Source organism: Clostridium sp. UBA4548 (assembly GCF_002387895.1).
Lineage (GTDB): Bacteria > Bacillota > Clostridia > Clostridiales > Clostridiaceae > Clostridium_J.
The window spans coordinates 130,885-152,738 of record NZ_DGLI01000025.1 but is presented as its reverse complement, the minus strand read 5'-3'; the positions used below and the strand labels follow the sequence as shown (position 1 = coordinate 152,738).

The 21,854-nt window shown below is 29.6% G+C and carries 29 protein-coding genes; all 29 read right to left on the bottom strand.

Features of this window, described 5'->3' with window-relative positions; all coding sequences use genetic code 11:
• Positions 1 to 51: 51 nt before the first annotated feature.
• Positions 52 to 1,230 carry a SpoIVB peptidase gene (gene spoIVB / locus B3040_RS10200; protein ID WP_291572866.1) on the bottom strand — a complete coding sequence of 393 codons (1,179 nt, stop codon included), beginning with the start codon at positions 1,228 to 1,230 and terminating at the stop codon, positions 52 to 54.
• A gap of 379 nt (positions 1,231 to 1,609) precedes the next feature.
• Positions 1,610 to 3,307: a DNA repair protein RecN gene (recN, locus tag B3040_RS10195; RefSeq protein WP_291572864.1), complete on the bottom strand. Its 1,698-nt coding sequence runs from the start codon at positions 3,305 to 3,307 to the stop codon at positions 1,610 to 1,612.
• An 11-nt stretch (positions 3,308 to 3,318) separates the two neighbouring features.
• Positions 3,319 to 3,771 carry an arginine repressor gene (locus tag B3040_RS10190; protein WP_017415721.1) on the bottom strand — a complete coding sequence of 151 codons (453 nt, stop codon included), beginning with the start codon at positions 3,769 to 3,771 and terminating at the stop codon, positions 3,319 to 3,321.
• The gene (locus B3040_RS10185; RefSeq protein ID WP_291572862.1) at positions 3,768 to 4,622 is read right to left on the bottom strand and encodes an NAD(+)/NADH kinase; all 855 of its coding nucleotides are present in this window, start codon (positions 4,620 to 4,622) and stop codon (positions 3,768 to 3,770) included. The genes B3040_RS10190 and B3040_RS10185 overlap by 4 nt, the downstream gene beginning before the upstream one ends.
• Positions 4,619 to 5,443, bottom strand: a complete 825-nt coding sequence (locus B3040_RS10180; RefSeq protein WP_291572861.1) for a TlyA family RNA methyltransferase — start codon at positions 5,441 to 5,443, stop codon at positions 4,619 to 4,621. The genes B3040_RS10185 and B3040_RS10180 overlap by 4 nt, the downstream gene beginning before the upstream one ends.
• A gap of 14 nt (positions 5,444 to 5,457) precedes the next feature.
• Positions 5,458 to 7,323, bottom strand: coding sequence for a 1-deoxy-D-xylulose-5-phosphate synthase (gene dxs, locus B3040_RS10175; protein WP_291572859.1), 1,866 nt, complete (start codon positions 7,321 to 7,323; stop codon positions 5,458 to 5,460).
• Positions 7,324 to 7,404: 81 nt separating this feature from the next.
• A complete protein-coding gene (locus B3040_RS10170; RefSeq protein WP_291572857.1) occupies positions 7,405 to 8,271 on the bottom strand; it encodes a polyprenyl synthetase family protein in 867 nt (288 codons plus the stop codon).
• 22 nt (positions 8,272 to 8,293) lie between these two features.
• Positions 8,294 to 8,509, bottom strand: coding sequence for an exodeoxyribonuclease VII small subunit (locus B3040_RS10165; protein ID WP_017415716.1), 216 nt, complete (start codon positions 8,507 to 8,509; stop codon positions 8,294 to 8,296).
• The gene (xseA, locus tag B3040_RS10160; protein ID WP_291572853.1) at positions 8,502 to 9,713 is read right to left on the bottom strand and encodes an exodeoxyribonuclease VII large subunit; all 1,212 of its coding nucleotides are present in this window, start codon (positions 9,711 to 9,713) and stop codon (positions 8,502 to 8,504) included. The genes B3040_RS10165 and xseA overlap by 8 nt, the downstream gene beginning before the upstream one ends.
• Positions 9,676 to 10,551, bottom strand: coding sequence for a bifunctional 5,10-methylenetetrahydrofolate dehydrogenase/5,10-methenyltetrahydrofolate cyclohydrolase (locus tag B3040_RS10155; RefSeq protein ID WP_291572851.1), 876 nt, complete (start codon positions 10,549 to 10,551; stop codon positions 9,676 to 9,678). The genes xseA and B3040_RS10155 overlap by 38 nt, the downstream gene beginning before the upstream one ends.
• Positions 10,552 to 10,563: 12 nt before the next feature.
• Entirely contained in the window at positions 10,564 to 10,965 is a 402-nt protein-coding gene (gene nusB / locus B3040_RS10150) for a transcription antitermination factor NusB (RefSeq protein WP_291572849.1), read from the bottom strand.
• 290 nt (positions 10,966 to 11,255) lie between these two features.
• On the bottom strand, positions 11,256 to 11,642 hold the full coding sequence (locus tag B3040_RS10145; RefSeq protein WP_291572847.1) for an Asp23/Gls24 family envelope stress response protein: 387 nt from the start codon (positions 11,640 to 11,642) through the stop codon (positions 11,256 to 11,258).
• Between the two features lie 75 nt (positions 11,643 to 11,717).
• A complete protein-coding gene (locus B3040_RS10140) occupies positions 11,718 to 12,203 on the bottom strand; it encodes a SpoIIIAH-like family protein (RefSeq protein ID WP_291572845.1) in 486 nt (161 codons plus the stop codon).
• Between the two features lie 40 nt (positions 12,204 to 12,243).
• Entirely contained in the window at positions 12,244 to 12,918 is a 675-nt protein-coding gene (gene spoIIIAG, locus B3040_RS10135) for a stage III sporulation protein AG (protein ID WP_291572843.1), read from the bottom strand.
• Positions 12,919 to 12,947: 29 nt separating this feature from the next.
• Positions 12,948 to 13,556 (bottom strand): stage III sporulation protein AF, encoded by a 609-nt coding sequence (gene spoIIIAF, locus B3040_RS10130; RefSeq protein ID WP_291572841.1) that lies wholly within the window; start codon positions 13,554 to 13,556, stop codon positions 12,948 to 12,950.
• 24 nt (positions 13,557 to 13,580) lie between these two features.
• The gene (gene spoIIIAE, locus B3040_RS10125) at positions 13,581 to 14,729 is read right to left on the bottom strand and encodes a stage III sporulation protein AE (protein ID WP_291572838.1); all 1,149 of its coding nucleotides are present in this window, start codon (positions 14,727 to 14,729) and stop codon (positions 13,581 to 13,583) included.
• A 9-nt stretch (positions 14,730 to 14,738) separates the two neighbouring features.
• Positions 14,739 to 15,122 (bottom strand): stage III sporulation protein AD, encoded by a 384-nt coding sequence (spoIIIAD, locus tag B3040_RS10120; protein WP_291572836.1) that lies wholly within the window; start codon positions 15,120 to 15,122, stop codon positions 14,739 to 14,741.
• 9 nt (positions 15,123 to 15,131) lie between these two features.
• On the bottom strand, positions 15,132 to 15,329 hold the full coding sequence (spoIIIAC, locus tag B3040_RS10115; protein WP_017415706.1) for a stage III sporulation protein AC: 198 nt from the start codon (positions 15,327 to 15,329) through the stop codon (positions 15,132 to 15,134).
• 10 nt (positions 15,330 to 15,339) lie between these two features.
• A complete protein-coding gene (gene spoIIIAB, locus B3040_RS10110) occupies positions 15,340 to 15,858 on the bottom strand; it encodes a stage III sporulation protein SpoIIIAB (protein WP_291572832.1) in 519 nt (172 codons plus the stop codon).
• Complete coding sequence (gene spoIIIAA / locus B3040_RS10105) at positions 15,855 to 16,778, bottom strand: stage III sporulation protein AA (RefSeq protein WP_291572830.1); 924 nt, start codon at positions 16,776 to 16,778, stop codon at positions 15,855 to 15,857. The genes spoIIIAB and spoIIIAA overlap by 4 nt, the downstream gene beginning before the upstream one ends.
• A 303-nt stretch (positions 16,779 to 17,081) precedes the next feature.
• Positions 17,082 to 17,639 carry an elongation factor P gene (efp, locus tag B3040_RS10100; RefSeq protein ID WP_017415703.1) on the bottom strand — a complete coding sequence of 186 codons (558 nt, stop codon included), beginning with the start codon at positions 17,637 to 17,639 and terminating at the stop codon, positions 17,082 to 17,084.
• Between the two features lie 217 nt (positions 17,640 to 17,856).
• Positions 17,857 to 18,384 (bottom strand): shikimate kinase, encoded by a 528-nt coding sequence (locus B3040_RS10095; RefSeq protein WP_291572826.1) that lies wholly within the window; start codon positions 18,382 to 18,384, stop codon positions 17,857 to 17,859.
• 89 nt (positions 18,385 to 18,473) lie between these two features.
• Complete coding sequence (locus B3040_RS10090; RefSeq protein ID WP_291572824.1) at positions 18,474 to 18,866, bottom strand: hypothetical protein; 393 nt, start codon at positions 18,864 to 18,866, stop codon at positions 18,474 to 18,476.
• Positions 18,853 to 19,314 (bottom strand): hypothetical protein, encoded by a 462-nt coding sequence (locus B3040_RS10085; protein ID WP_291572822.1) that lies wholly within the window; start codon positions 19,312 to 19,314, stop codon positions 18,853 to 18,855. Before B3040_RS10085 ends, B3040_RS10090 begins: the two co-directional genes overlap by 14 nt.
• A 3-nt stretch (positions 19,315 to 19,317) precedes the next feature.
• Positions 19,318 to 20,040, bottom strand: coding sequence for a hypothetical protein (locus tag B3040_RS10080; protein WP_291572821.1), 723 nt, complete (start codon positions 20,038 to 20,040; stop codon positions 19,318 to 19,320).
• 34 nt (positions 20,041 to 20,074) lie between these two features.
• On the bottom strand, positions 20,075 to 20,551 hold the full coding sequence (locus B3040_RS10075; RefSeq protein ID WP_291572819.1) for a hypothetical protein: 477 nt from the start codon (positions 20,549 to 20,551) through the stop codon (positions 20,075 to 20,077).
• Positions 20,526 to 21,023 carry a type II secretion system protein gene (locus B3040_RS10070; protein ID WP_291572817.1) on the bottom strand — a complete coding sequence of 166 codons (498 nt, stop codon included), beginning with the start codon at positions 21,021 to 21,023 and terminating at the stop codon, positions 20,526 to 20,528. The genes B3040_RS10075 and B3040_RS10070 overlap by 26 nt, the downstream gene beginning before the upstream one ends.
• The gene (locus B3040_RS10065; protein ID WP_291572814.1) at positions 20,998 to 21,435 is read right to left on the bottom strand and encodes a prepilin-type N-terminal cleavage/methylation domain-containing protein; all 438 of its coding nucleotides are present in this window, start codon (positions 21,433 to 21,435) and stop codon (positions 20,998 to 21,000) included. Before B3040_RS10065 ends, B3040_RS10070 begins: the two co-directional genes overlap by 26 nt.
• Positions 21,416 to 21,853, bottom strand: coding sequence for a prepilin-type N-terminal cleavage/methylation domain-containing protein (locus B3040_RS10060; RefSeq protein ID WP_291572812.1), 438 nt, complete (start codon positions 21,851 to 21,853; stop codon positions 21,416 to 21,418). The genes B3040_RS10065 and B3040_RS10060 overlap by 20 nt, the downstream gene beginning before the upstream one ends.
• Position 21,854 lies beyond the last annotated feature (1 nt).

The window sequence follows — 21,854 nt, the reverse complement described above, 5'->3', positions numbered from 1 at the left end:
TTAGATTATTCAAGAATAATCAACACCTTTTATTTTACAATGTTTTCTGAATTATTCATAGCTATTTTTTAAAATTTCTGCATCTTTTAACATCCAATCCATGTAAATTCCATATCCAGTATCTGGTTTATTGATTAAAACATGGGTTACAGCTCCAACAATTTTGTTATTCTGAATTATTGGGCTTCCACTCATTCCCTGTACAATTCCACCAGTCTTATCAATGCATTCTGGATCTACAATTTTTATAATCATGCTTTTAGAGCCTGCTGATTCTTGAGGAAGCAATTTTTCTATTACTATATCATAAAGCTTAGGTTCATTACCTTCAACAGTAGTTAAAATTTGTGCCTTGCCTACCTTAACTTCACTTTTTAGAGCTACTTTCATAGGTTTATTAAACTTCTCATTAATTAAACTATCATTACCTTTACCAAAAATACCGCATTCAGTGTTATTGTTTATGATTCCTAAGGATTGTTGCTCATTAATGAAAATTCCCCTGAGTTCTCCTGGATTCCCTTTTGCACCTTTTCTAACAGATACAATATTAGAAGCAATTACTTCTCCATTTTCAACAGACATTATATTTCCAGTATCCACATCAGTTATTGGATGACCTAAAGCAGCAAACCCTTTTGTTTTAGGATCATAAAAAGTTAATGTTCCAACTCCTGCCGTAGAGTCCCTAACCCATAATCCAATTTTAAATTTTTCATCGTTTTTGCTTAGAACTGGAGTTACTTTTACATTTATTGCTTCTCCCTTTCTATTAATTGTTATATTAATTTCTTTTCCATTTGACCTGTTTACTAAAGTAGAAATATCCTCTGAACTTTTGATTGCCGTTCCATTTATTTCTGTGACACTATCTCCAATTTGAATTCCTGATACAGCGGCAGGACTTTGAATCTTTCTCTCTGCAGTTTCAATATCAGAAAGGGCAATTACAAGGGCTCCTTTCGTACTTAATTTAATTCCTACAGGCTGACCTCCAGGATAAAGCATAATATCGGAAGCTTTAGCATATGGCTTATTTTCATTGTTAAAACTGCTCTGAGAAGCAGTTAAAAAGTTTTTATCTTTACTATATTGTGCAGTGACTGCTTTACCAAACTTCTGAACTCCAATATTTATAGAAGTAAGCTTTATAAAATTAAAATTACCAAAGATGAATAACATCAGCGGTATTAATATCCAGCACAAAATATTTTTACCTTTTTTCATCATGCTATACCTCCCATAAGTTTTCTATACTAACTTTAAATTGCCCCATTTTTTAAAAATTTATGTTGTCATTATATTTCAATAATAGCCAAAAAAGTTCCAATCTAGAATTATTTAGAATTTAGAATTAATAATTTAATTTTATAGTATAGTATAATACTTTAATCTATTAATGTGACATATGTAAGTTGCAATAGTATGCCTAAATTACTAAATAAACTTAAAGCAACTTATATGAAAGAGAAGGCAAAAGCAAATTTATTATTAGTGTAGTTTCTTTATTTCATTCTATATAATAAAAAAACTATGAATCGATAAAAGCTATCAACTCATAGTTATATTTTAACATTATTTGAATTTTTTATGTATGTTATTCATAATATTATTCTTTAATTTTGCCTTTTGCAAGAAAAGCTAAATCAAGCATTTCTTTAGCATTCTCAATGGTTAGTCTAGTAACTTCACTTCCGCCAATCATTCTGGCAATTTCAAACTCAACCTCTTCTTTACCTAGTCTCTTTACTTTAGTAAAAGTTGTGTCAGAAGTCCATTGCTTTTCAATTAGGTAATTTGTATCTGCCATAGTAGCAATTTGTGGCAAATGCGTCACACAAAATACCTGATGTTTTTTTGATATTAAAAACATTTTTTCAGCAACTCTTTGAGCAATTCTTCCGCTTATTCCTGTGTCAATCTCATCGAATATAACTGAAGGAATTTCATCCTTATCTACAAATACAGTTTTTAGAGCTAACATTATTCTTGATAGCTCTCCACCAGAAACAATTTCTTCTAATGGTTCTAAAGGTTGTCCTGGATTAGTTGATATAGTAAAGTGTACTTTATCACTTCCATTAGACATTAGGTTATCAGTTTCTATTACATTTATTTTAAAAGTACTTTTATCAAGTCCTACATAATCTAATTCTCTCTTTACAAGGCTTTCCAGCTCTTCACTAATGCCGCATCTTATATTGTGAATATCCGAAGCTATCGCCTTCATGGTAGACATAAGTTCCTTCTTTTCCTTTTGCAGCTTTTCAACTATAGCAGTACTATTAATTAGTTCATCATATTTACTTTGTATTTTATCTTTATAGTTTAAAACCTCCTCAATTGTACTTCCATATTTCTTCTTACAAAGAGAAAGTTGATATATTCTTGAATTTATATATTCTAATTCCCCTTCATCATAATAAATACTATCTTTCAACATTCTGATTTCATCAATGTTTTGTTCTATTAAATAGTAAGTATTTTCTAGAGCCTCAGAAATTTTTTTAATATCTTCTTTATGTTTTTGTATACTCTTTAGTTCTCTTATAACATAGTTTAAGGAATCAATAATAGAAGTATTTCCTTCATCACTATCTTTTAATACTTTATAAGAAATGCTCAAACTTTTTTCAATTCTTTCTGCATTAGAAAGTAAGGAAAATTTTTCTTCTAGTTCTACATCTTCTCCAACCTTGGGATTAATGTTATTTATCTCTTCAATCTGATATTTAAGAAAATCTATATTTTTTTCTTTTTCTCCTTCACTTCCTTGAAGTTCATTTATTTTGCTTTCTATTTCAGATAATTTTTCATAATTTTTTTTATACTCTTCTAAGACCTTCTTTAACTTATTTTCTCCAAAGGAGTCTATATATTTGATATGATTATTATTGTCTAAAAGATTTTGATTTTCATGTTGCCCATGAATATCTAACAAAGTTTCACTAATAGCTTTAATTTTGGCTAAAAGCATGGTTTTTCCATTGACCTTAGCCACTGTTTTTCCTGATTGAAAGCTTTCTCTACTTAAAATTACTAAGTCCTCGTAGGGAATATCTAGATCATCTAATACAAGTTTTGTTTTTATATTCTCTATTGAAAAGACAGCTTCTACAACAGTTTTATCTTCACCAGTTCTAATAAGGCTTTTATTGAATTTTCCTCCTAAAACAAAGTTTATAGCATCTATAAGTATAGATTTACCTGCTCCTGTTTCCCCTGAAAGAACATTAAAACCTTGTTGAAAATCTATTGATAAACTTTCAATAAGTGCAAAATTATTAATATTTAATTGTAATAGCATTAATTACCATCCTATTCATTAATCATTTTCTTTATTTCTTGAAGCAATTCCTCTGCCTTCTCGTCAGTTCTAACAGCAATAAAAATTGTATTATCCCCTGCTAATGTGCCTGCAATTCCTTCTAGGTTAAATGAATCAATTGCCTCAGCTGCTAGTGATGCCGAAGCGGAAATAGTTTTTACTATTAAAATCTTATCCACTCTCTCAACTGAAATGGCTGTATTAGAAAAAATTGTAGCTAATGCGCTGATGTTAGCATTTCTGTTTTGAGCTACTTGAGCATATTTATATTTTCCATTATGTGAAAGTATTTTAATTAGGTTTAGTTCCTTTATGTCTCTAGATACTGTAGCTTGAGTTACATTTATACCTCTACTTTTAAGTTCTTCTGCCAGCTCTTCTTGGGTCTCAATTTCTATGCTTTTAATTATTTCTAAAATCTTCTCATGACGTTGTTCTTTCATAAATTGTCTCCTTCACAATCTCTAGATCTTAATATTATTTTTTTTCTTAATATATTAAAATAATCATAGTTATCAAACTTAATGAGTTTACATTTTCTTGAAAGTACTTCAACAAAAACTTCTTCGTCATTATTAAGCTGTAGAAGTTTTTGTCCATCAGAGGTTAAATACACACTTTCATGATTTGCTTTAATCTTAATGCTTATCTTATTACGTGAATCTAGAATTATAGTTTTAATTCCAAAGGAAATTGGACATACTGGCGTAAGTGTTATTACATCTAAAGTTGGATAAATAACAGGACCTCCTGCTGAAAGCGAGTAAGCAGTAGAACCTGTAGGTGTAGATATTATTAATCCATCAGCTTTGTATTTAGCATAAAAACTACCATCAATATAAATATCATAATTCACAACTCTAGATAAAGTTCCTCTACTTATTACAATATCATTTAGAGCAATATAATACTTTTCATCATCTCTTTTTGGCAAAGTGCACTTTATCATCATCCTATTTTCTAAATGAAATTTTTCAGCTTTAAGATTTTTTATAGCATCTTCAAATTCAGACATTTCTACACTAGCCAAGAATCCCAAATGACCAATATTAACACCTAGTATTGGTACTTCATATTTTTCTAATGCTCTAGCTACTCGTAATATGGTACCATCTCCACCAAGAGCTATGACTACATCTAACCCCTTGCTAAACTCTTCATGGAGCTGTATAGAATCCTTATATATAAATAACTCACTTTCCGGAAAATTTTTCTGTACTACACTACATACATATTTTAATATTTCCCCATCTTCATCTTTATTAGAATTTATATTTATACCTATTTTTCTCATATATCCTCCGAATTTAGTATTTCATGTGACTTAAATACTACATCAGAAATACTATTGGTATTGAATTCTCCTATATAGCTATTATCCTTTGTAAAATATATTAGATACTCAATGTTTCCATTTGGACCTTTAATACCAGAGTAGTCTAACCCTATTATCTTTAAACTGTTTTCCTTTAGAAAAGTAATCACTTTATATAATACTTCCATATGTATATTTTTACCCTTAACTACACCCTTTTTATTTACCTTTCCAACTCCTGCCTCAAATTGAGGTTTGACCAATGCCACAATAGAACCATCTTGGCTAATTAAATTTAGTACACTTGGAATTACTTTATCCAAAGAAATAAAAGAAACATCTATGGATGCAAAATTACATAGCTCACTAATTTGCTCTTTAGTTACATTTCGTATGTTAGTGTTTTCCATTGAAACTACTCTAGAATCTTCTTTTAATTCATGCGCTAATTGTTCACTACCTACATCTATAGCATAAACTTTTTTAGCTCCAAATTTAAGCATGCAATCAGTGAACCCTCCAGTAGATGCACCAATATCTAAACAAACCTTATTCTCAAGGTTTATATTAAATTTTTTTATAGCTTTTTCAAGCTTAAGTCCCCCCCTACTTACATAGGGTAAGATTTCGCCTTTTATTTCTATACTAGCATCTAAGTTTACTTTTCTGCCACATTTTTTCTCTAATTTCCCATCCACATAAATTATTCCACTTAATATATACTCTCGAGCCTTTTCCCTTGATGGTACTAATTTTTTATCTGAAACTAGCACATCAAGTCTTATTCTTTCCTCAATCATAGCTTCTCCTTAGTCTATAACATATTTAAAATGCTACTATATATGCCATCTACATCTAGATTATAAATTTTATATAATATGTCTACATTGCCATGAGGAACAAATTCATCCTTAAATCCAAGATTCAAAACCTTAGTTTTTGAGCTTTTAGTAGAAATAAATTGTAAAACTAAGCTTCCAAGTCCTCCAGTTATTACATTATCTTCAATAGTTACAAATGAAAATCCTTCATCAATAAACTGCTGAATTAAGTTTTTATCAATAGGCTTAATAAAACAAGCATTTACTACAGTACACTCAATGCCTACTCTTTGAAGTTTTTCCTTAACAATCACAGCATTTTGCACCATTTTTCCAGTAGCAATTATTGCAACTTTCCCTTGCTTTTCAGTGACAACTTCCCACTTTCCCTTTTTAAAAGTAGTCATAGGAGATAAGTGAATATTGCAGCCATCGCCCCCTCTAGGATATCTTATGGCAATTGGATAATTTTGAGTTAATGCAAAATTAATCATAGTTTTCATTTCGTCAGTACACTTAGGGCTCATTATAGTCATATTAGGCATATGACTTAGATAGGAAAGATCAAAAATCCCTTGGTGAGTTTCACCATCTTGCCCTACAATTCCCGCTCTATCAATTGCAAAAATAACAGGGAGCTTTTGTATAGCCACATCATGTAAGATTTGATCGTATGCTCTTTGTAAAAATGTAGAGTATACTGCAAATACAGGTCTTAACCCTTGAGCCGCCATCCCTGCTGCCATAGTTACTGCATGTTGTTCTGCAATTCCTACATCAAAAAATCTTTTTGGATACTTCTTAGCAAAACCATCTAAGCCTGTTCCTTCTGGCATTGCTGCCGTTATGGCAACAACATTCTTATTAACCTCTGCTGCTTGAATTAAAGAAGTTCCGAAAACTGAAGAATAAGACTTGTTTCCTGATGAACTAAATTCTCCACTATCACAATCAAAGGGTCCAACTCCATGAAACTTATGTGGGAACTTTTCAGCATACTTATAGCCCTTTCCTTTTGTTGTAATTACATGTATTAACACAGGTCCCTGAACTTTTTGAGCATTCTTAAAAGCTTTGCTTAGTTCTTTAATGTTATGACCATCAATAGGTCCATAGTACTTTATTCCCATATCTTCAAAAAGCATACCTGGTACTACTAGCTGCTTTAAGGAATCTTTAATTTTATTAATGGAGTTTACTACTCCTTTTCCTACACCTGGTATTTTTTCTATGGTTGAATTAAAATCATTCTTAAATCTATTGTATATGGTTCCCATTCTTAATTCACTTAAATATGTAGAAAGTCCTCCTACATTTTTGGATATAGACATTTGATTATCATTAAGAATAATAGTCATTTTTGATTTATTATATCCTACATCATTTAATGCCTCAAGAGCCATTCCACCGGTCAAAGCACCATCCCCAATCACAGCAACAACATCATACTTATCGCCGTGAAGATCTCTTGCTCTCGCCATTCCTACTGCTGCAGAAATGGAGGTGCTACTGTGTCCTGTGTCAAACATATCATACTTACTTTCCTCTTTCTTAGGAAACCCACTTAAACCTCCAAAAGTCCTTAAGGTTTCGAACTGGTCTTTTCTTCCAGTAAGTATCTTATGTACATAGGATTGATGACCTACGTCCCAAATAAGTTTATCTTTATCAAAATTAAACACATTATATAAGCTCAATGTCAATTCTACCACACCTAGATTTGATGCTAGATGCCCACCTGTTTTAGAAACCTTTTCTATCAAAAACTCTCTAATCTCTTCGGCAAACAAGTTAAGTTCCTTTATATTCATATTTTTAATTTCATTGAAGTCATTATAACTTTCTAAATATTTTCCCATTATATTTATGGTCACCGCCTTTAGAACAAATTATAGCACAACATGAATAAACCTTGTACTTAAAAAATATTCACACTATAACTAATATTGTCTCTCTAATAAAAACTTTGTTATGGATTTTAATTCTTCTGTATTCTTTTCTATTTTACTTAGCAATTCATAACATTCTTCAGTTAGATTTTTGCATATATCTTTGCATTTATCTAATCCATACATAGTGATAAAATTAGTCTTATGATTATTTAAATCACTTTGAGTTTTTCCTAGAGTTTCTAAATTTCCTTCTACATCTAATATATCATCTTTAACTTGAAAGGCTAAACCTAACTTTTCTCCAAACTCACCTAGAATTTTAAGATGGTCCTCGGAGGCATCCCCTAGAGCAGCTCCTGCTAAAATAGAAGCTTTAATAAGCGCACCTGTTTTATTTCTGTGCATTTCTAATAATGTATCTTCACTAATTTCTTTTCCTTCACTATTTATATCTATAATTTGACCTTTGATCATACCTTCTGCACCAGCTGCTTTTGAAATAATGTTTCCTGCTTTTATTTTCTTTAAATCTCCATCCATACATTGGTGAAACATAATTATCATAGCTTCATTTAAAAGGCCATCACCAGCCAAAGTAGCCATAGCTTCTCCAAACACCTTATGATTTGTCGGCTTTCCTCTTCTTAAGTCATCATCATCCATACAGGGCAAATCGTCATGTATAAGAGAATAAGTATGTATCATCTCCATTGCAGCAGCAAAAGGAAGTACTCCTTCCATCTTTCTATTATACATATTATAGGTAAGTACCATGAGCATTGGTCTGATCCTTTTTCCCCCGATACTTAAACTATAGTTCATTGGCTCAAAATATGTTTGATGGTTTTTAGGTTTACTAGCAAAATAATTTTCTATCCACTTTTCTATTTCATGTTTATAACCATTAAAATTCATCTTTTTCCCTCTTTATAATAATTTATTCTTCTATAAAGTCAACTTCTCCCTTATCACTAAGAAGTTTTATTTTTCCTTCAGCTTCTTCTAGTAGTTTATATAGTTCTCTGTATAGTTTTATGCCTTCTTCATAATTTGTAATAGATTCATCCAAGGTCAATTCGCTACTCTCCATTTGAGTTACTATTCCTTCTAACCTTTGCATCTTTTCTTCATAACTTTCCTTTTTCTTAGCCATCTTGTTCCTCCAAATATTGAATATTAAACAAGGCATTACCATCCTTTAATCTAACTGTAACCTTAGCTTCTTGTTTTAGTGCTTCTAAAGATGAAATAGTTTTTTTATCTCCATCTTGAATTATACTATACCCTTTATTAAGTATAGCCAGGGGGTTGTGTAAATTTAAAATGTTCTCAATACTACTTAACTTATTATTTTTATTATTAACTAAGATTTTCATATTAAAACTTAATTTGTTTTTAAGGTTTTCTAGTTTATCATACTGATTTACAATATAATTATAAGGACTATATAACTTTAAAGTCCTTAGATTTATACCTAAATTTGTATATTCCCTTTGTATAGTTTTTTCCATTGAAGATGCTATTCTATGCTTATAGCTGTTTAGCTTATAAGCCATTTCTTCATAATTACTTACAACTATTTCTGCTGCTTGAGATGGTGTTGCACCTCTTTTGTCACTTACAAAATCTGCAATAGTAAAATCAGTATCATGTCCAATCCCAGTAACTATTGGCTTTTTAGATTTTGCTATGGCCCTAGCCACCTTTTCTTCATTGAAGGCCCATAATTCTTCAATAGAGCCCCCTCCTCTTGCTAAAATAATCACATCAATATCTGTCATTGCATTTAAAGTCTCTATGCCCTTCACTATTTCATCAATAGCTCCAATACCTTGAACTAGAGAAGGGTATATCAAAAGATTACAATTCTTATTTCTTCTTTTTGATACATTAATAATATCTCTTACCGCTGCACCTGTAGGTGAGGTAATTATGCCAATTCTTCTTGGAAATACAGGTAAGGTCTTTTTTCTTGAAAAGTCAAACAACCCTTCCTCATCAAGGGCTGTTTTTAGTTTCTGAAAGGCAATAAATAATTCCCCTTCACCTTCTAGCTGCATTGAATTACAATACAACTGATAACTTCCTTCTTTTTCATATACAGACACTTTACCAGAAACTATAACTTTCATTCCTTCCTTAGGAAGGAAATTTAAGCTAACTGCATTGCTTTTAAACATAACACAATTAATTTTACTAAATCCATCTTTTAGTGAAAAATAAATGTGTCCACTACTATGTATTTTTACATTTGATAACTCACCTTTTACATTGGAGTTATTAAGTATGAAGTCACTATCTATTATTTTTTTTATATAATTATTTACTGCTGTAACTGTAAGTATCTTTGCATACATTTTTTAACCACGCCTCGCAGGTATTTTTCATTAACATAGTTGTTGTCATTGCTCCTACTCCACCTGGAACAGGACTTACACAAGCTGCTATTTCAATTACATCGTCAAAGTCTACATCTCCTCTTATTTTACCGTCTACTAATGTAGTCCCAACATCAATAACAATAGCTTCATCTTTTATATATTCCCTAGTAATAAAGTTAGGAATTCCTAAAGCAGTGACTAATATGTCTGCACTTTTACAAATAGTTTTTAAGTCTTTAGTATTAGAATGACATATAGTTACTGTACAATGTTCATTTAATAATAAGTATGAAGTTGGTTTTCCAACAATGTTACTTCTTCCCACAACCACTGCTTTTTTTCCCTTTAATTCATCACAACTGCTTTTTATTAGTTGTAGTACACTTCTTGCTGTACAAGGTATGAAACTCTCTTCTCCTTTGTAAAACTTACCAATATTCACATTTGTTAAACTATCCACGTCTTTTTTGTAGGATATACTTTCAGTTATCCTGCCTTCGTCTAGTGTGCTAGGTAAGGGAAGTTGTAGTATTATTCCGTCCACTTTATCACTATTATTAAGCTCCATAATTTCCTTTATTATTTCACTTTCGTCCACGTTCTTTGAAAATCTTAATACTTCGTAGTTAATTCCCAGTTCTTCACTAACCTTAATTTGATTTTTAATATAAGATAAAGAGCCTCCATCTTCTCCAATGATTATAGATGCTAAAAAAGGAGCTCTCTTACCTGTATTCTTTTCCCTACTTATTGTTTCTTTTATTTCTGCTCTAAATCTTTTTGCGATTTCTGTACCACTTAATTTTATTCCCATACTTACACCTAACTATTTCTTAACAAGATTGTTTAAAACTGCATTAATGAAGGATGGAGCATTGTCATCACCATAGGTCTTAGCAAGTTCTATAGCTTCATTTACTGATACCCTCTCTGGAATATCTTCTTCAAATAATATCTCACAAGTTGCCATTCTTAAAATTGCTAAGTTCATTTTAGGCAATCTTTCTAGTTTCCACTTAACCAAATACTTTTCTATGGTAGAATCTATTTCTTTACCATTAACTTGGAATCCTCTTAGAATTCTCTCTATGTACTGAAAATCTATATCTTGTAACTCTAAATCAGAATTCTCTTTAAAATTATGTATAATAAAACTATAATCTTCCTTATTGATTGACATTTCAAATAATAACTGCGTTGCTATTTCTCTTGATTTTCTTCTATTCATGTTGTACCTCCGTATATTATGATATCTAAACTGTGTATTAACATTATAAATGTTGTTTATATAAAATTAAACTTAAAATTTTCTTTTTTTGTAGATAACTATATTGTATTATAACTTTTACTTACAAGTATATGCTTTTATATTTTTACCTAAAAAGTAATCTATATAATATCTTAACCATATTTTCATTTAAATTACAGACTTACATATACTTTTACAGATTTTTAGCTACGAAGAAAATAAAAATGAAAACATGGAAACACCCTCTGAATTCAGAGGGTGTTTATTTATTAATCTATTGCCTCTTCTTTATCTGATTTTGGGAGTATAACATTTTGAATATAAATGTTAACACCTGATACAGTCAAACCAGTCATAGTTTCCACTGTCTTCTTTACATTGGTTTGAACCTTTTGCGCAAGCTCAGGTATTCTAACTCCATACTCAACTACTGTATATAAATCAATAATTGCATTGTTGTTTTCTACACTTACTTTAACGCCTTTGGACACATTTTTCTTACCAGTAAAGATTTGACTAATTTCACCAACTATGCTAGCACTCATGCCTGCAATACCTTCTACTTCAGCTGCTGCTAATCCTGCTATTACACTTACTACTTCATCTGAAATTTTTACAATTCCAACTTCTTGTTCATTATAAATATTTTCTTCCATATCAGTACCCCCTTATTTTAATTAGGTAAAAGTTACTAAGGTCATTATATCAGATTAAGAATAATTTTACAAATGTTATTGAGCAACCTTAATTTCTATATTTTTTATGTTAGATTTACTCATTACTACGTCTTTAATTTGTCTTACTTGTTGGTCACTTAATTCTTTTTCTGATTTAACAAATACTGTAGCTTTTTCTTTGTCTAGTGTACATAAAGCTTCTTCATAACCTTGAGCTTTAAGTGTTAACTCAATTTCGCCTTCTTTTTCAGTTTGTAGAGCTAAATCTTTATATTCAATTGAAACTTGTGCTTTTTGCTCTGCTGGAACATTAGCATCATCAAGTAAGCTCTTTAAACTTTGAATAGCTTTAGCTTGATCCTGATCACGCTTTAAGGCAGCTTCAGTGAAAAAATTGCTCTTTGTTGAAGTTTTTGCAGTTTCACCTACAAATTGATCATCAGTTACATAAAGTGGACCATTTACTTGTGTTGCAAGATAACCAGCAAACACGATTAATACTAAAAGTACAGAAATAATTATAGTTTGTTTTTTATTCATTTTTATTCCCCCCAAATTTTTATTTCTAACACATTATATGCTACTTTTTCATAGGATATACCTGAACTTTATTTTCTGGCAGTCCAAATAGTATAGTTACCGCCTGACGAACTCTAAGCTCAGTAACCTTATCACTTGCCCCTTCAGCCACAACACATATTCCAGTAATCTTAGGATTATATTTTTTTAGGATAAAGGGTTGTTGATTGTCTCCCTCATTTGTCATTACTACGGTATTCCCTCCATTGTCCTGTGTAATTTTTCTAGTCCCTCCTGAAGGATCCTTTTCATCTGTAGTGCTGGTAGAATCGTTAGTGTTAAATGCAGGAATTTGCTCCTCTCCTCCCTCAAAGTAAATCATTACACGAACACTGCCAACTCCATCAATATGTTCTAAAGTAGATATTAACTCATTTTGCACCTTTTCCTTATAAGAGTTTTCTGTGGTAGGTGAGTTTATTCCATCGCTACTTGTCTGAACAGCCTTATCCTTGGATTTGTTTTCATCTGTAGGTAAAATTTCTGGCTTAAATATACTGCTAACAATTACTAAAAGTACTCCTGATAAGAATAAAATCATCATATTTGTCATAAAGTTTTTCCCTTTGTTTTTTGGTGTTTTTTTATCATCAGCTTGTTTTTCTGGCGAAGGTTCTACTAATTTAACTTCCCCTTTAAGTATCCTGGTTATCTTATTTTTTAGCTCCTCTAACATTTAAATTCCCCCCTTTTTAATCATGAGTTTTAATTTATTTTGTATACAGAATTTGCTCTGTATATATAAATTTTATTTTTGGATATATCATATTTAGAACTAATATAATCTTTTATTTCCGTAGCTTTTTTATTATCCACTTTATCTGGACTGTCTACTGTAACACTTTCCTTGCCTATTTCAACGTTTTTAACCCTTTCAACAGAACCATCATTTATTCCGATTTCTATGCTATTTATTAGGAATATATTGTCCTTTTTATCATACTGTGCATTAACTTTAGCTTTATACTTATCTTTTCCAAAAGTTTTTTCTAAATCCCTAATGCATTGTTTTTCTAAATTGTTTTTGAAAGCATTAAGAGTATTATTAATATTGGCATCCCTATACTTCTCAAAATCACCTTCGTATTCTTTTTTTGAGATATAGGCTGATGAGGTTTCTATTAAATTATTAATGCTTATATTAGGGTTAAATATTTTTACAATGGGATTTAACATGACAACTAATATTATTAATCCTAAAACAAAATTAGAATATTTTTTTAATGATCCTTCTGGAAGTATCATTTGTACTGCAGTTGTAAAAAACACTGCAGTGCAAATTGTTATTATCCAGGTTTTTAATGCTTCAATCATAATACCACCTGCTTTTACAAAGTTTTATGCTAGTATTAAGCCTTTTCCAGTAGTTGCAATTATAGTTATCATAATAAAGAACATTATAGTCACACTTATTAAACATGATCCCAAAAGAATTAAGGAACTTCCAGCAGAATCAATTACAGCAGTAACCTTTTTATCACTTACGGGTTGTAATAATGCCGCAGTTAGCTTGTACATAAATGCCATAGTAACTATTTTTATTATTGGAACTAACACAATTCCAATTAACACTAGTACCCCTAATACACTTACAGAACTCTTAAGTAGCATTGTGTAGCTAGCTACTGTAGCAAAAGCATCAGACAAGGTTTTTCCAACTACTGGAATGAAGCTATCCACTGCATACTTTGCTGTCTTCGTAGTTACCAAATCTAAACTACTTGAAGTTATTCCTCTTATAGTTATTATTCCTACAAAGATCGTAAGAATTATTCCTTGAGACCACAGGGCACATTTTCTTAATAAAGCCGTGAGTTTATCAATGTTATATCCATCTGAAATATTATTTACAAACTCTAGTACAAAACTCATGCAAATAATGGGTATAATAATAGTAGAATATAAATTTGCACCTATGCTACAGGCTGCCATTATTATAGGATCCATAACGATAGCTTCCGTAAAACTACCAACACTGGCAAGAAGTGCAATTAAAACCGGCATTAAGGCTGCCATAAAATTGCTTATATCTAAAATTACATCATGAACTAAATCTACCCCCACATAAAACCCCTTAGCTATTATAGTAATCATCACTGCAAAGCACGCAAAATATGCAATATTAGACAAACTTTCATTGCTAAATGCACTTTGTAAGTTATTTAGAAGGGCGCATACTACTGCAATGATAATAAGTCCCCCAATTATTTTAAAAGAGGCTACTACTTCTTTAAAAATATAACTTAGTGCTATTTTAGTGATTTTCTTTTCCTGTAAAGATCCTTGTCCATTTTTCATGTACGCTTCAACAAATTCTTTTGGCGACATATCTCTTAATAAATCATATTCATTTTGCATGTTAGAAATATAATTATATAATCCATTAACTTTATTCATTTGTTCCTGGTCAATTTTTATTTCCTCCGAGGCCTGGACATTTAAGGGTATCCATAAAATCATCATCAGAATTAATAATATTTTTTTCATAATATACCTCTACATTATTTTTAATATACTTCTCATTACAGCCATTAGTATAGGTATGGCTAAGGTTAATATTAATATCTTTCCAGCAAACTCTACCTTAGCTGCAATACTACCTTCACCAGCATCTTTACATACCTCACTACAAAAGGAAGACAAATATGCAATACCAAGGACTTTAAAAACTGTATCTAAATAAACCACGTCTATATTTGCCTTGTTGGATAAACTTTGTAAAAAGTTTATCACTATAGTGAGCTTACTAATCATAAAGATAAAAATCATTATTCCAGCAACCAAACTTAAGAACACCGCTATGTCATTTCTTTCATTCTTAACCACCATGACAATTATAAGTGCAACTAGAGCAAAGGTAACTACTTTAATTATTTCCATAGTACCCTCCTAAAAATAAAATAGTGTTTGAACTGAGTTAAATAGCTTGCTAATCAAGCTAATTACAAGCATCAATATAATTATTACTCCTGCTAAATTGCTTATGACAGCATATTCTGATTTGCCTCCACTATTTAAAACTTTTTCAAGAATTATCATTACAATTCCCACTATAGCTATTTTAAAAATTGTACTCATGTCTAACATATTACCCCTCCTAAATTAAAACTATTGCAATCATGGCCCCAAAGGAAAACCCAAGATATCTATACATCTTAATGCTTTTTTCTAAATTACTCTCTGCTCCAATTATTGCTTTGTTTAAATTTTCAGTTACTAAACTGAATATATCGTTATGCCCGTCTACATCTAGTTCTCCTAAACTCTTAGTTAGGTCTAAAAAAATACTTAAATCTTCTTTAGTAAGATTTATATTAGATTTATTTATGTCAATAGACTTCTTAAAGCTTGTATATACATCTACTTCTTCATTACTTAGAAGTATTGTTGATGCATCAACAAATATTTTTTTAATAATACCTGTACACTTTTCTGACACCTTCATAAGAGCTTCTGGTAGTAAGGAATGCATGTAATTAATTTCATTTTTTAATATATACACGCCTCTTAAAAGCTCATTCAAATCCTTAACTCTTTTCTTCATTCCTTCTCCATACATAAATCCAACTACAGTTGAAGAAATTAAAATCAAAAGTATTCCCAGTATTTTTATCAATAACTCTCCCCCCTTACTTTCTCACCTTTAGTAAAATCATATATATATTCTATGGTGGCAATACCCCTTCTATTACTTAAAACCACTGCTTTATCAAAAACTTTATTTTCCATTACTTCTTTAAATACTGGTCTTCTATAAAGGTCATCAACATCAAATCCATGTATGGTAGTAATTAGATTCACTCCTGAATTTAATGCTAAAATAATGCTTTCCATATCCTTATAAGTTCCTATTTCATCACAAATAACTACTTGTGGAGCCATACTTCTAATAGCCATGATTATGCCTTCACTTTTAGGGCATCCATCTAAAATATCTGTTCTTATACCAATATCCATTTGAGGTATCCCCCTAAAGCAAGCTCCAATTTCACTTCTTTCGTCAATTACTGAAACATTCTTACCTGACAAATTAAGCTTAGGAACTCCATAAGAAATTAATCTTGCTAAATCTCTTAAAATTGTAGTCTTACCGCATTTGGGTGGAGAAATTATAATAGTATTAAGAATTCTATTATCCTTTGTAATATAGGGTATTATCCTATCTCCACAACCTATTACCTCTCTTGCTACTCTGATATTTATAGATGCTATATTTTTAATTGTTTTAATAGAGTTTTTATCCAAAACACAGCTTCCACACAGTCCAACTCTATGTCCACCTTGGATAGTAATATACCCCTGTTTTATTTCATCCTCAAATGCATAAATAGAATAATTGCTCATTCTTTGAAGAATAATCTTTACATCTTCAAGAGTTGAACTATAATTTAATTTTAATTCCTTGTTGTCACAAACTAAAAACAAGGGTTTATTCACTTTTACTCTAATTTCTTGAATCTTGTCCAATTTATCGCATCGTTGAATTTCATTTTTTATTGTGTTTGGTAATATATCCGATATATCTTTAGTTAACATAAGCATCATCCTTTCTTACTTAATTGTTATTAAGTAACTACTGCAATTATTACCAAAATATAAATTTATTTTTAAAAATATAAACCCTTTTAAATAATACAAGTTCATTTTTCAAAGTGGCTTTGAAAGGAGATTTAACTCAACAAAGTTATCTTTGATACAATAAAGTTTAATTTTTAGCACAAGGCTCTCATCTGAAGAGGCTGAGAGAGTTTTCTTTCCTAAGGTCATAAAAAATGATGCTATTATTACAAAAAGAAAAAAAGCTAATCGAATTAATTCGATTAGCTTTTTATGAAAGAGTTAAACTCTTTCCATATATTCACCTGTTCTTGTGTCTATTCTAATTGTTTCACCTTCATTTACGAATAGTGGAACTGGAACTATTGCACCAGTTTCAACTGTAGCTGGCTTCATAACGTTTGAAGTAGAGTTTCCTTTTGCTCCTGGTTCTGTGTGAGTTATAACTAATTCAACAAAGTTTGGCGCTTCAACAGAGAAAGCCTCTCCTTTGTAAAACTTAATAACAGCATACATATTTTCTTTTAAGAACTTAATTGCTTCTTCAACTTTTTCATAGTTAAGTGGAATTTGCTCATAAGTTTCTTGATCCATGAAGTAGTATAATTCTCCATCAGAATATAAGTATTGCATTTCTTTTCTTTCAATAACTGCTTCTTGTAATTTAGCTGTTGGGTTAAAAGTTGTTTCAGTAACCCCACCAGTTACCGCATTTCTTAATTTAGTTCTTACGAAAGCAGCTCCTTTACCTGGTTTAACATGTAAAAAGTCTATTACAGTATAAACTTGTCCACCCTCTTCAAAAGTTGTTCCTTTTCTTAAATCTCCTGCTGATATCATCAGTGTTACCTCCTGTATAATTGCGTTGTTAGTTACATTTATTATAACCTATTAAAATAAATTAATACCAAACCTTATTTCATGTTAATTTTTTGTCAACTCTTTTATTAGCTATGTACATAAGAATCCAAAAATACTATATTTTTCATAAGTATCCACATTCTTTTTTTCGCTAACAAAATTATTTTACCAAAACTCAACACTATTTGCAAATATATTATTTTATATACTGCAAATTCATATGGGTTTTTACTAAATTAATTATAGCATCCACAGATTGCTCTATATTTAGATTGCTAGTGTCTAAAGTATAATGAGCCTTTCTATATATATCCACTCTATGATTATACATATTCTTTATTTTTTCTGCTGTATTTCCTATTATAAGGGGTCTATTATTTATTTTTAAATTTCTACTAATCAGTGTATCAATTGGGGTATTTAAAAATATAACAACGCCTATTTTTTTTAACAACTCCATATTATTGTTGTATATAGGCATTCCCCCTCCTGTACTAATAACAGTAGATTGTAATTGAAAAAAACTACTTATTAATTCCTTTTCCAATTGTCTGAAATAGTTTTCCCCCGAAACTTTAAATATTTCACTTATGCACTTACCTTCTTTATGTTCTATTACATTATCACAATCTATAAAATTTACTTTTAACCTTTTACTAACTTCTTTTCCTAGAGTAGTTTTTCCACAGGTGCTTAGTCCTACTAATATTATATTTTCCTTCATCTTATCTCCTATGTACATTTGTATAGTTTCCTAAATATATTCTACTCAATACTAGGAAACTATTCAAGAAACTATAATTTTTTTAACTATTACTTCATTAGTAAAAATTTCACATTAAAAATAGCAGTATTATCCTTCGTGTTTATTGTTATATTTTCTATTTTACTAACTTCCTCAATATTGCATATTTCTTCTATAGTATCTAAAGAAGTTTTAAAGTCCCCACAATACTTAATTTGTATATCACATTCATTGTTTCCCTCTAAGTTTATTTTCTGAATTTCTAAAGAATCATATTTATTAAGTATATTTAATGCATCGTACAAAGTATACCTTTTTTTAGGTTTTGCATCTACAGTAACATTATTAACTTGTAAATAATAGTTACGAATTTTTCTTTCATAACTATTATTAGTTATACAGGTAGCTATACATAAAAAACTTAATAGGATTATTACTACTTTATACTTAATATTTTTCATTTCTAATATTCACCTTTACTTCAAAAAACTTTTGCTTTTCTTTTTCCATTATATTTGATACATAGATTATGTCACTGTTAGCTTCCAAATGTTTTATATTAACTAAATAGTCATTCATATCCTTCACATCAATTATCATTGAAATAGTATTCTTATCAATAGTTATTTTATCAAGATTTATTGAATTATTAATAATATTCTCTTGAAGATACTTCAATGTGTTAATATCTATATTTTTTTCTACAGCATCTTGAGCAATATCCTTTTTTGTATTTAACTTATTACTACTTTCAAACATCAAACTATTATATGTACTAATATTTTTCATAGCGTAACCAGCCATAATTAAAACTATAAAAATAAGTGAAAAGGTTAAAGACTTATAATATTTTATTTCTTTTTTTTCAATTTTTTCTATATACCAATTCGGAATATAATCTTTACGCATGTTTTACCCCTTTAAAATTATATAATTTAAAAACTCTCTATTATTTACTGCCTTTAGTTTTGTAACAATAAAATTATCTAACTCTATATTTGATAAACCTATTTCTAGGGTGTAAATTTTATTTATATAACTATATTCTTCTTTGTACTCCTCTAAAAAATCTTTAAAATCCTCTGTGTAGGTGCTCAAAGTTTTATCAAATTTCATAACCCTATTTGCAATTAAATTGTTTTTGCTTACTAATAAAAAATAAATATACCTGTTGTATTTAAAGGCAATATAATAGTCTTTTTCATTAATCATTTTAGAAAGATAATTAAGAAGATAATTTTGCAATAAATTAATTTTTGTAAAAGTACCACCCTTATAGCTTTCCTTTTTTAGCATATGATAATTTTCTATATTAGCACAATATACTATAACATTAATACATTTATCGCTTTCTCCAATAACCTTATAGTGAAATATAATATTATCAATATTGTCAAATTTATAGACTAGTTCATTCTTTACTAAGTCATAAATGCGAAAATTTCTTACCTTCGGAATAGTAATAGGTTCAATATATATTTCTTCTCCTTCAATAACTATTGTAAGTTTTCTGTTTTTTACCCTTATAAAAAAATCTCTATCTACAAAAGCTTCATTAAAAAGTTTTGCATTCCTTATTATAGGATTTTTCCTAAAAGGCACAGCTCTAACTGCATCGTTACTTATTTGTAGCAAATAATTTGAACTAATATTAATCTCTCCTTCCTTTTTATAATTTTAAAAAGTTGTATTTAAGTTTTCCCTCACTAATATCTATATAGAATTTCTCTGTAAGCACACTTTGTACAGATGAGCCATCTTGAATTAAAGTCTCTATTAAGAATTCCTTTTTAGCACTGTTATATTTAGCAATACAATTTTCATAAGTTACTATGGCATTATTGTTATATACCTTGAAGAATTCATCTATACCTATGATAGTATTACTCTGCCTTGTGATTCCCTCTATATTTGTCATGACCAAGTTGTTAAGTTGTGTTAAAACATACTCTCTTTGTTTCAAATTCTTATCTTCTTTCAACACATAACTAGCCAAATTTTCACTGTATACCACTAAATTCTCTACTCTCACAATTATATATAAGCAGAACATTAATATTATATTTGTAATAATTAATGTTAGCACCAACACACTGCCTTTATGCTTCATCTTTTTCTTGTTAACTTCTACTAAAAACTTTTTCACCAGTATTTCCATCCTTAGTCTTTATTTTTATAAAAATTACACCGAAGTTTTCTTCCACATTGAAAGTTTCTACCTCATACAATAGTGGTTGGGGTGTAAAGCTAAAATCATTGCTTTGATTCTTAAAATACACATATATAACCGAGCCTTGAAAAACAACTTTTCTAACAGTTTTAAAATATAGCTTGTGGTTAGTTTCACTAGCACTAAGTCCTTTTTTAATATGTACTTCATTATCTTTAATTTCTATTTCTTCGCTATTTTCTAGGATTTCCTGCTGTATAAATCCCAGAGCTTCTTTTATTGCAATATCACTTTTAACGTAATTTGAAAGATAATTATAGGTGTTACTATGAACAGAAAAAGTTGGTAATAGAAGTGAAAACACTAGTGTTATAAGACATATTGAAATTATAACCTCAATAAGAGTAAAGCCCTGATTCTTTTTAATATTTCCCTTTATAAAATACATAGGTTAGATCCTCATTTTTATTAATTACATAGTTCAATACCACTTTTATTACATCAAAATCCTTATCCTTTTCTCCACTTATTTTCATATAAGGGTATGATAGTTCTGAACTTGTGGTGCAAAGACTTATAATATTACTTTTTTTAATTAGGTCAATATTGGTATTTGAACTTGTAATATATCTTACATTATTGCCAAAATTATTTAAAACTTCCCCATAAGATAAATTATTTGTCACTATTTTATTAGTAGCTTCTAAAATCATTATGCCTTTATCCTTAACTTCTTGTTGATTTTTTAGTTTTAAAGTCAACATTTCAGAAGATATTATAGTAATTAAAACTATAGCAATGATACTTATGCTCACTATAACTTCTATTAGTGTAAAACCCTTACTTTTTTTCACTGACATATCCTGTTCCTACCTTTAAAGTTATTTGTGCATCATCATTTGTTCTTCTATTTGTTAAGGTAATAGTACACGCCTCACCACTACGAATTTTTCCTAAACTACTTATTTCTATGTCATCGTTATTGCTGTTAATTTTTATATTATTGGGTAATTTAAAATTTTTAAGCATTCTTCTATTGAAATATAGTTGTATGTCACTTTCTTCTTCATTTATTACAATAATTGACGAGGTACCCTTACTCCTTGAAAAACATTTTGCACTATTAATAAACTCTATTATATAGTTTACTGTATAGTCCATTTCACAATTATCCTTAAATTCCTTAAATCCTTTCAATGATATTAAGGAAGCTGTTACTATAATAGAAATTAATGAAATTGTTATTATAAGCTCAATTAGCGTAAATCCTTTTTTCACT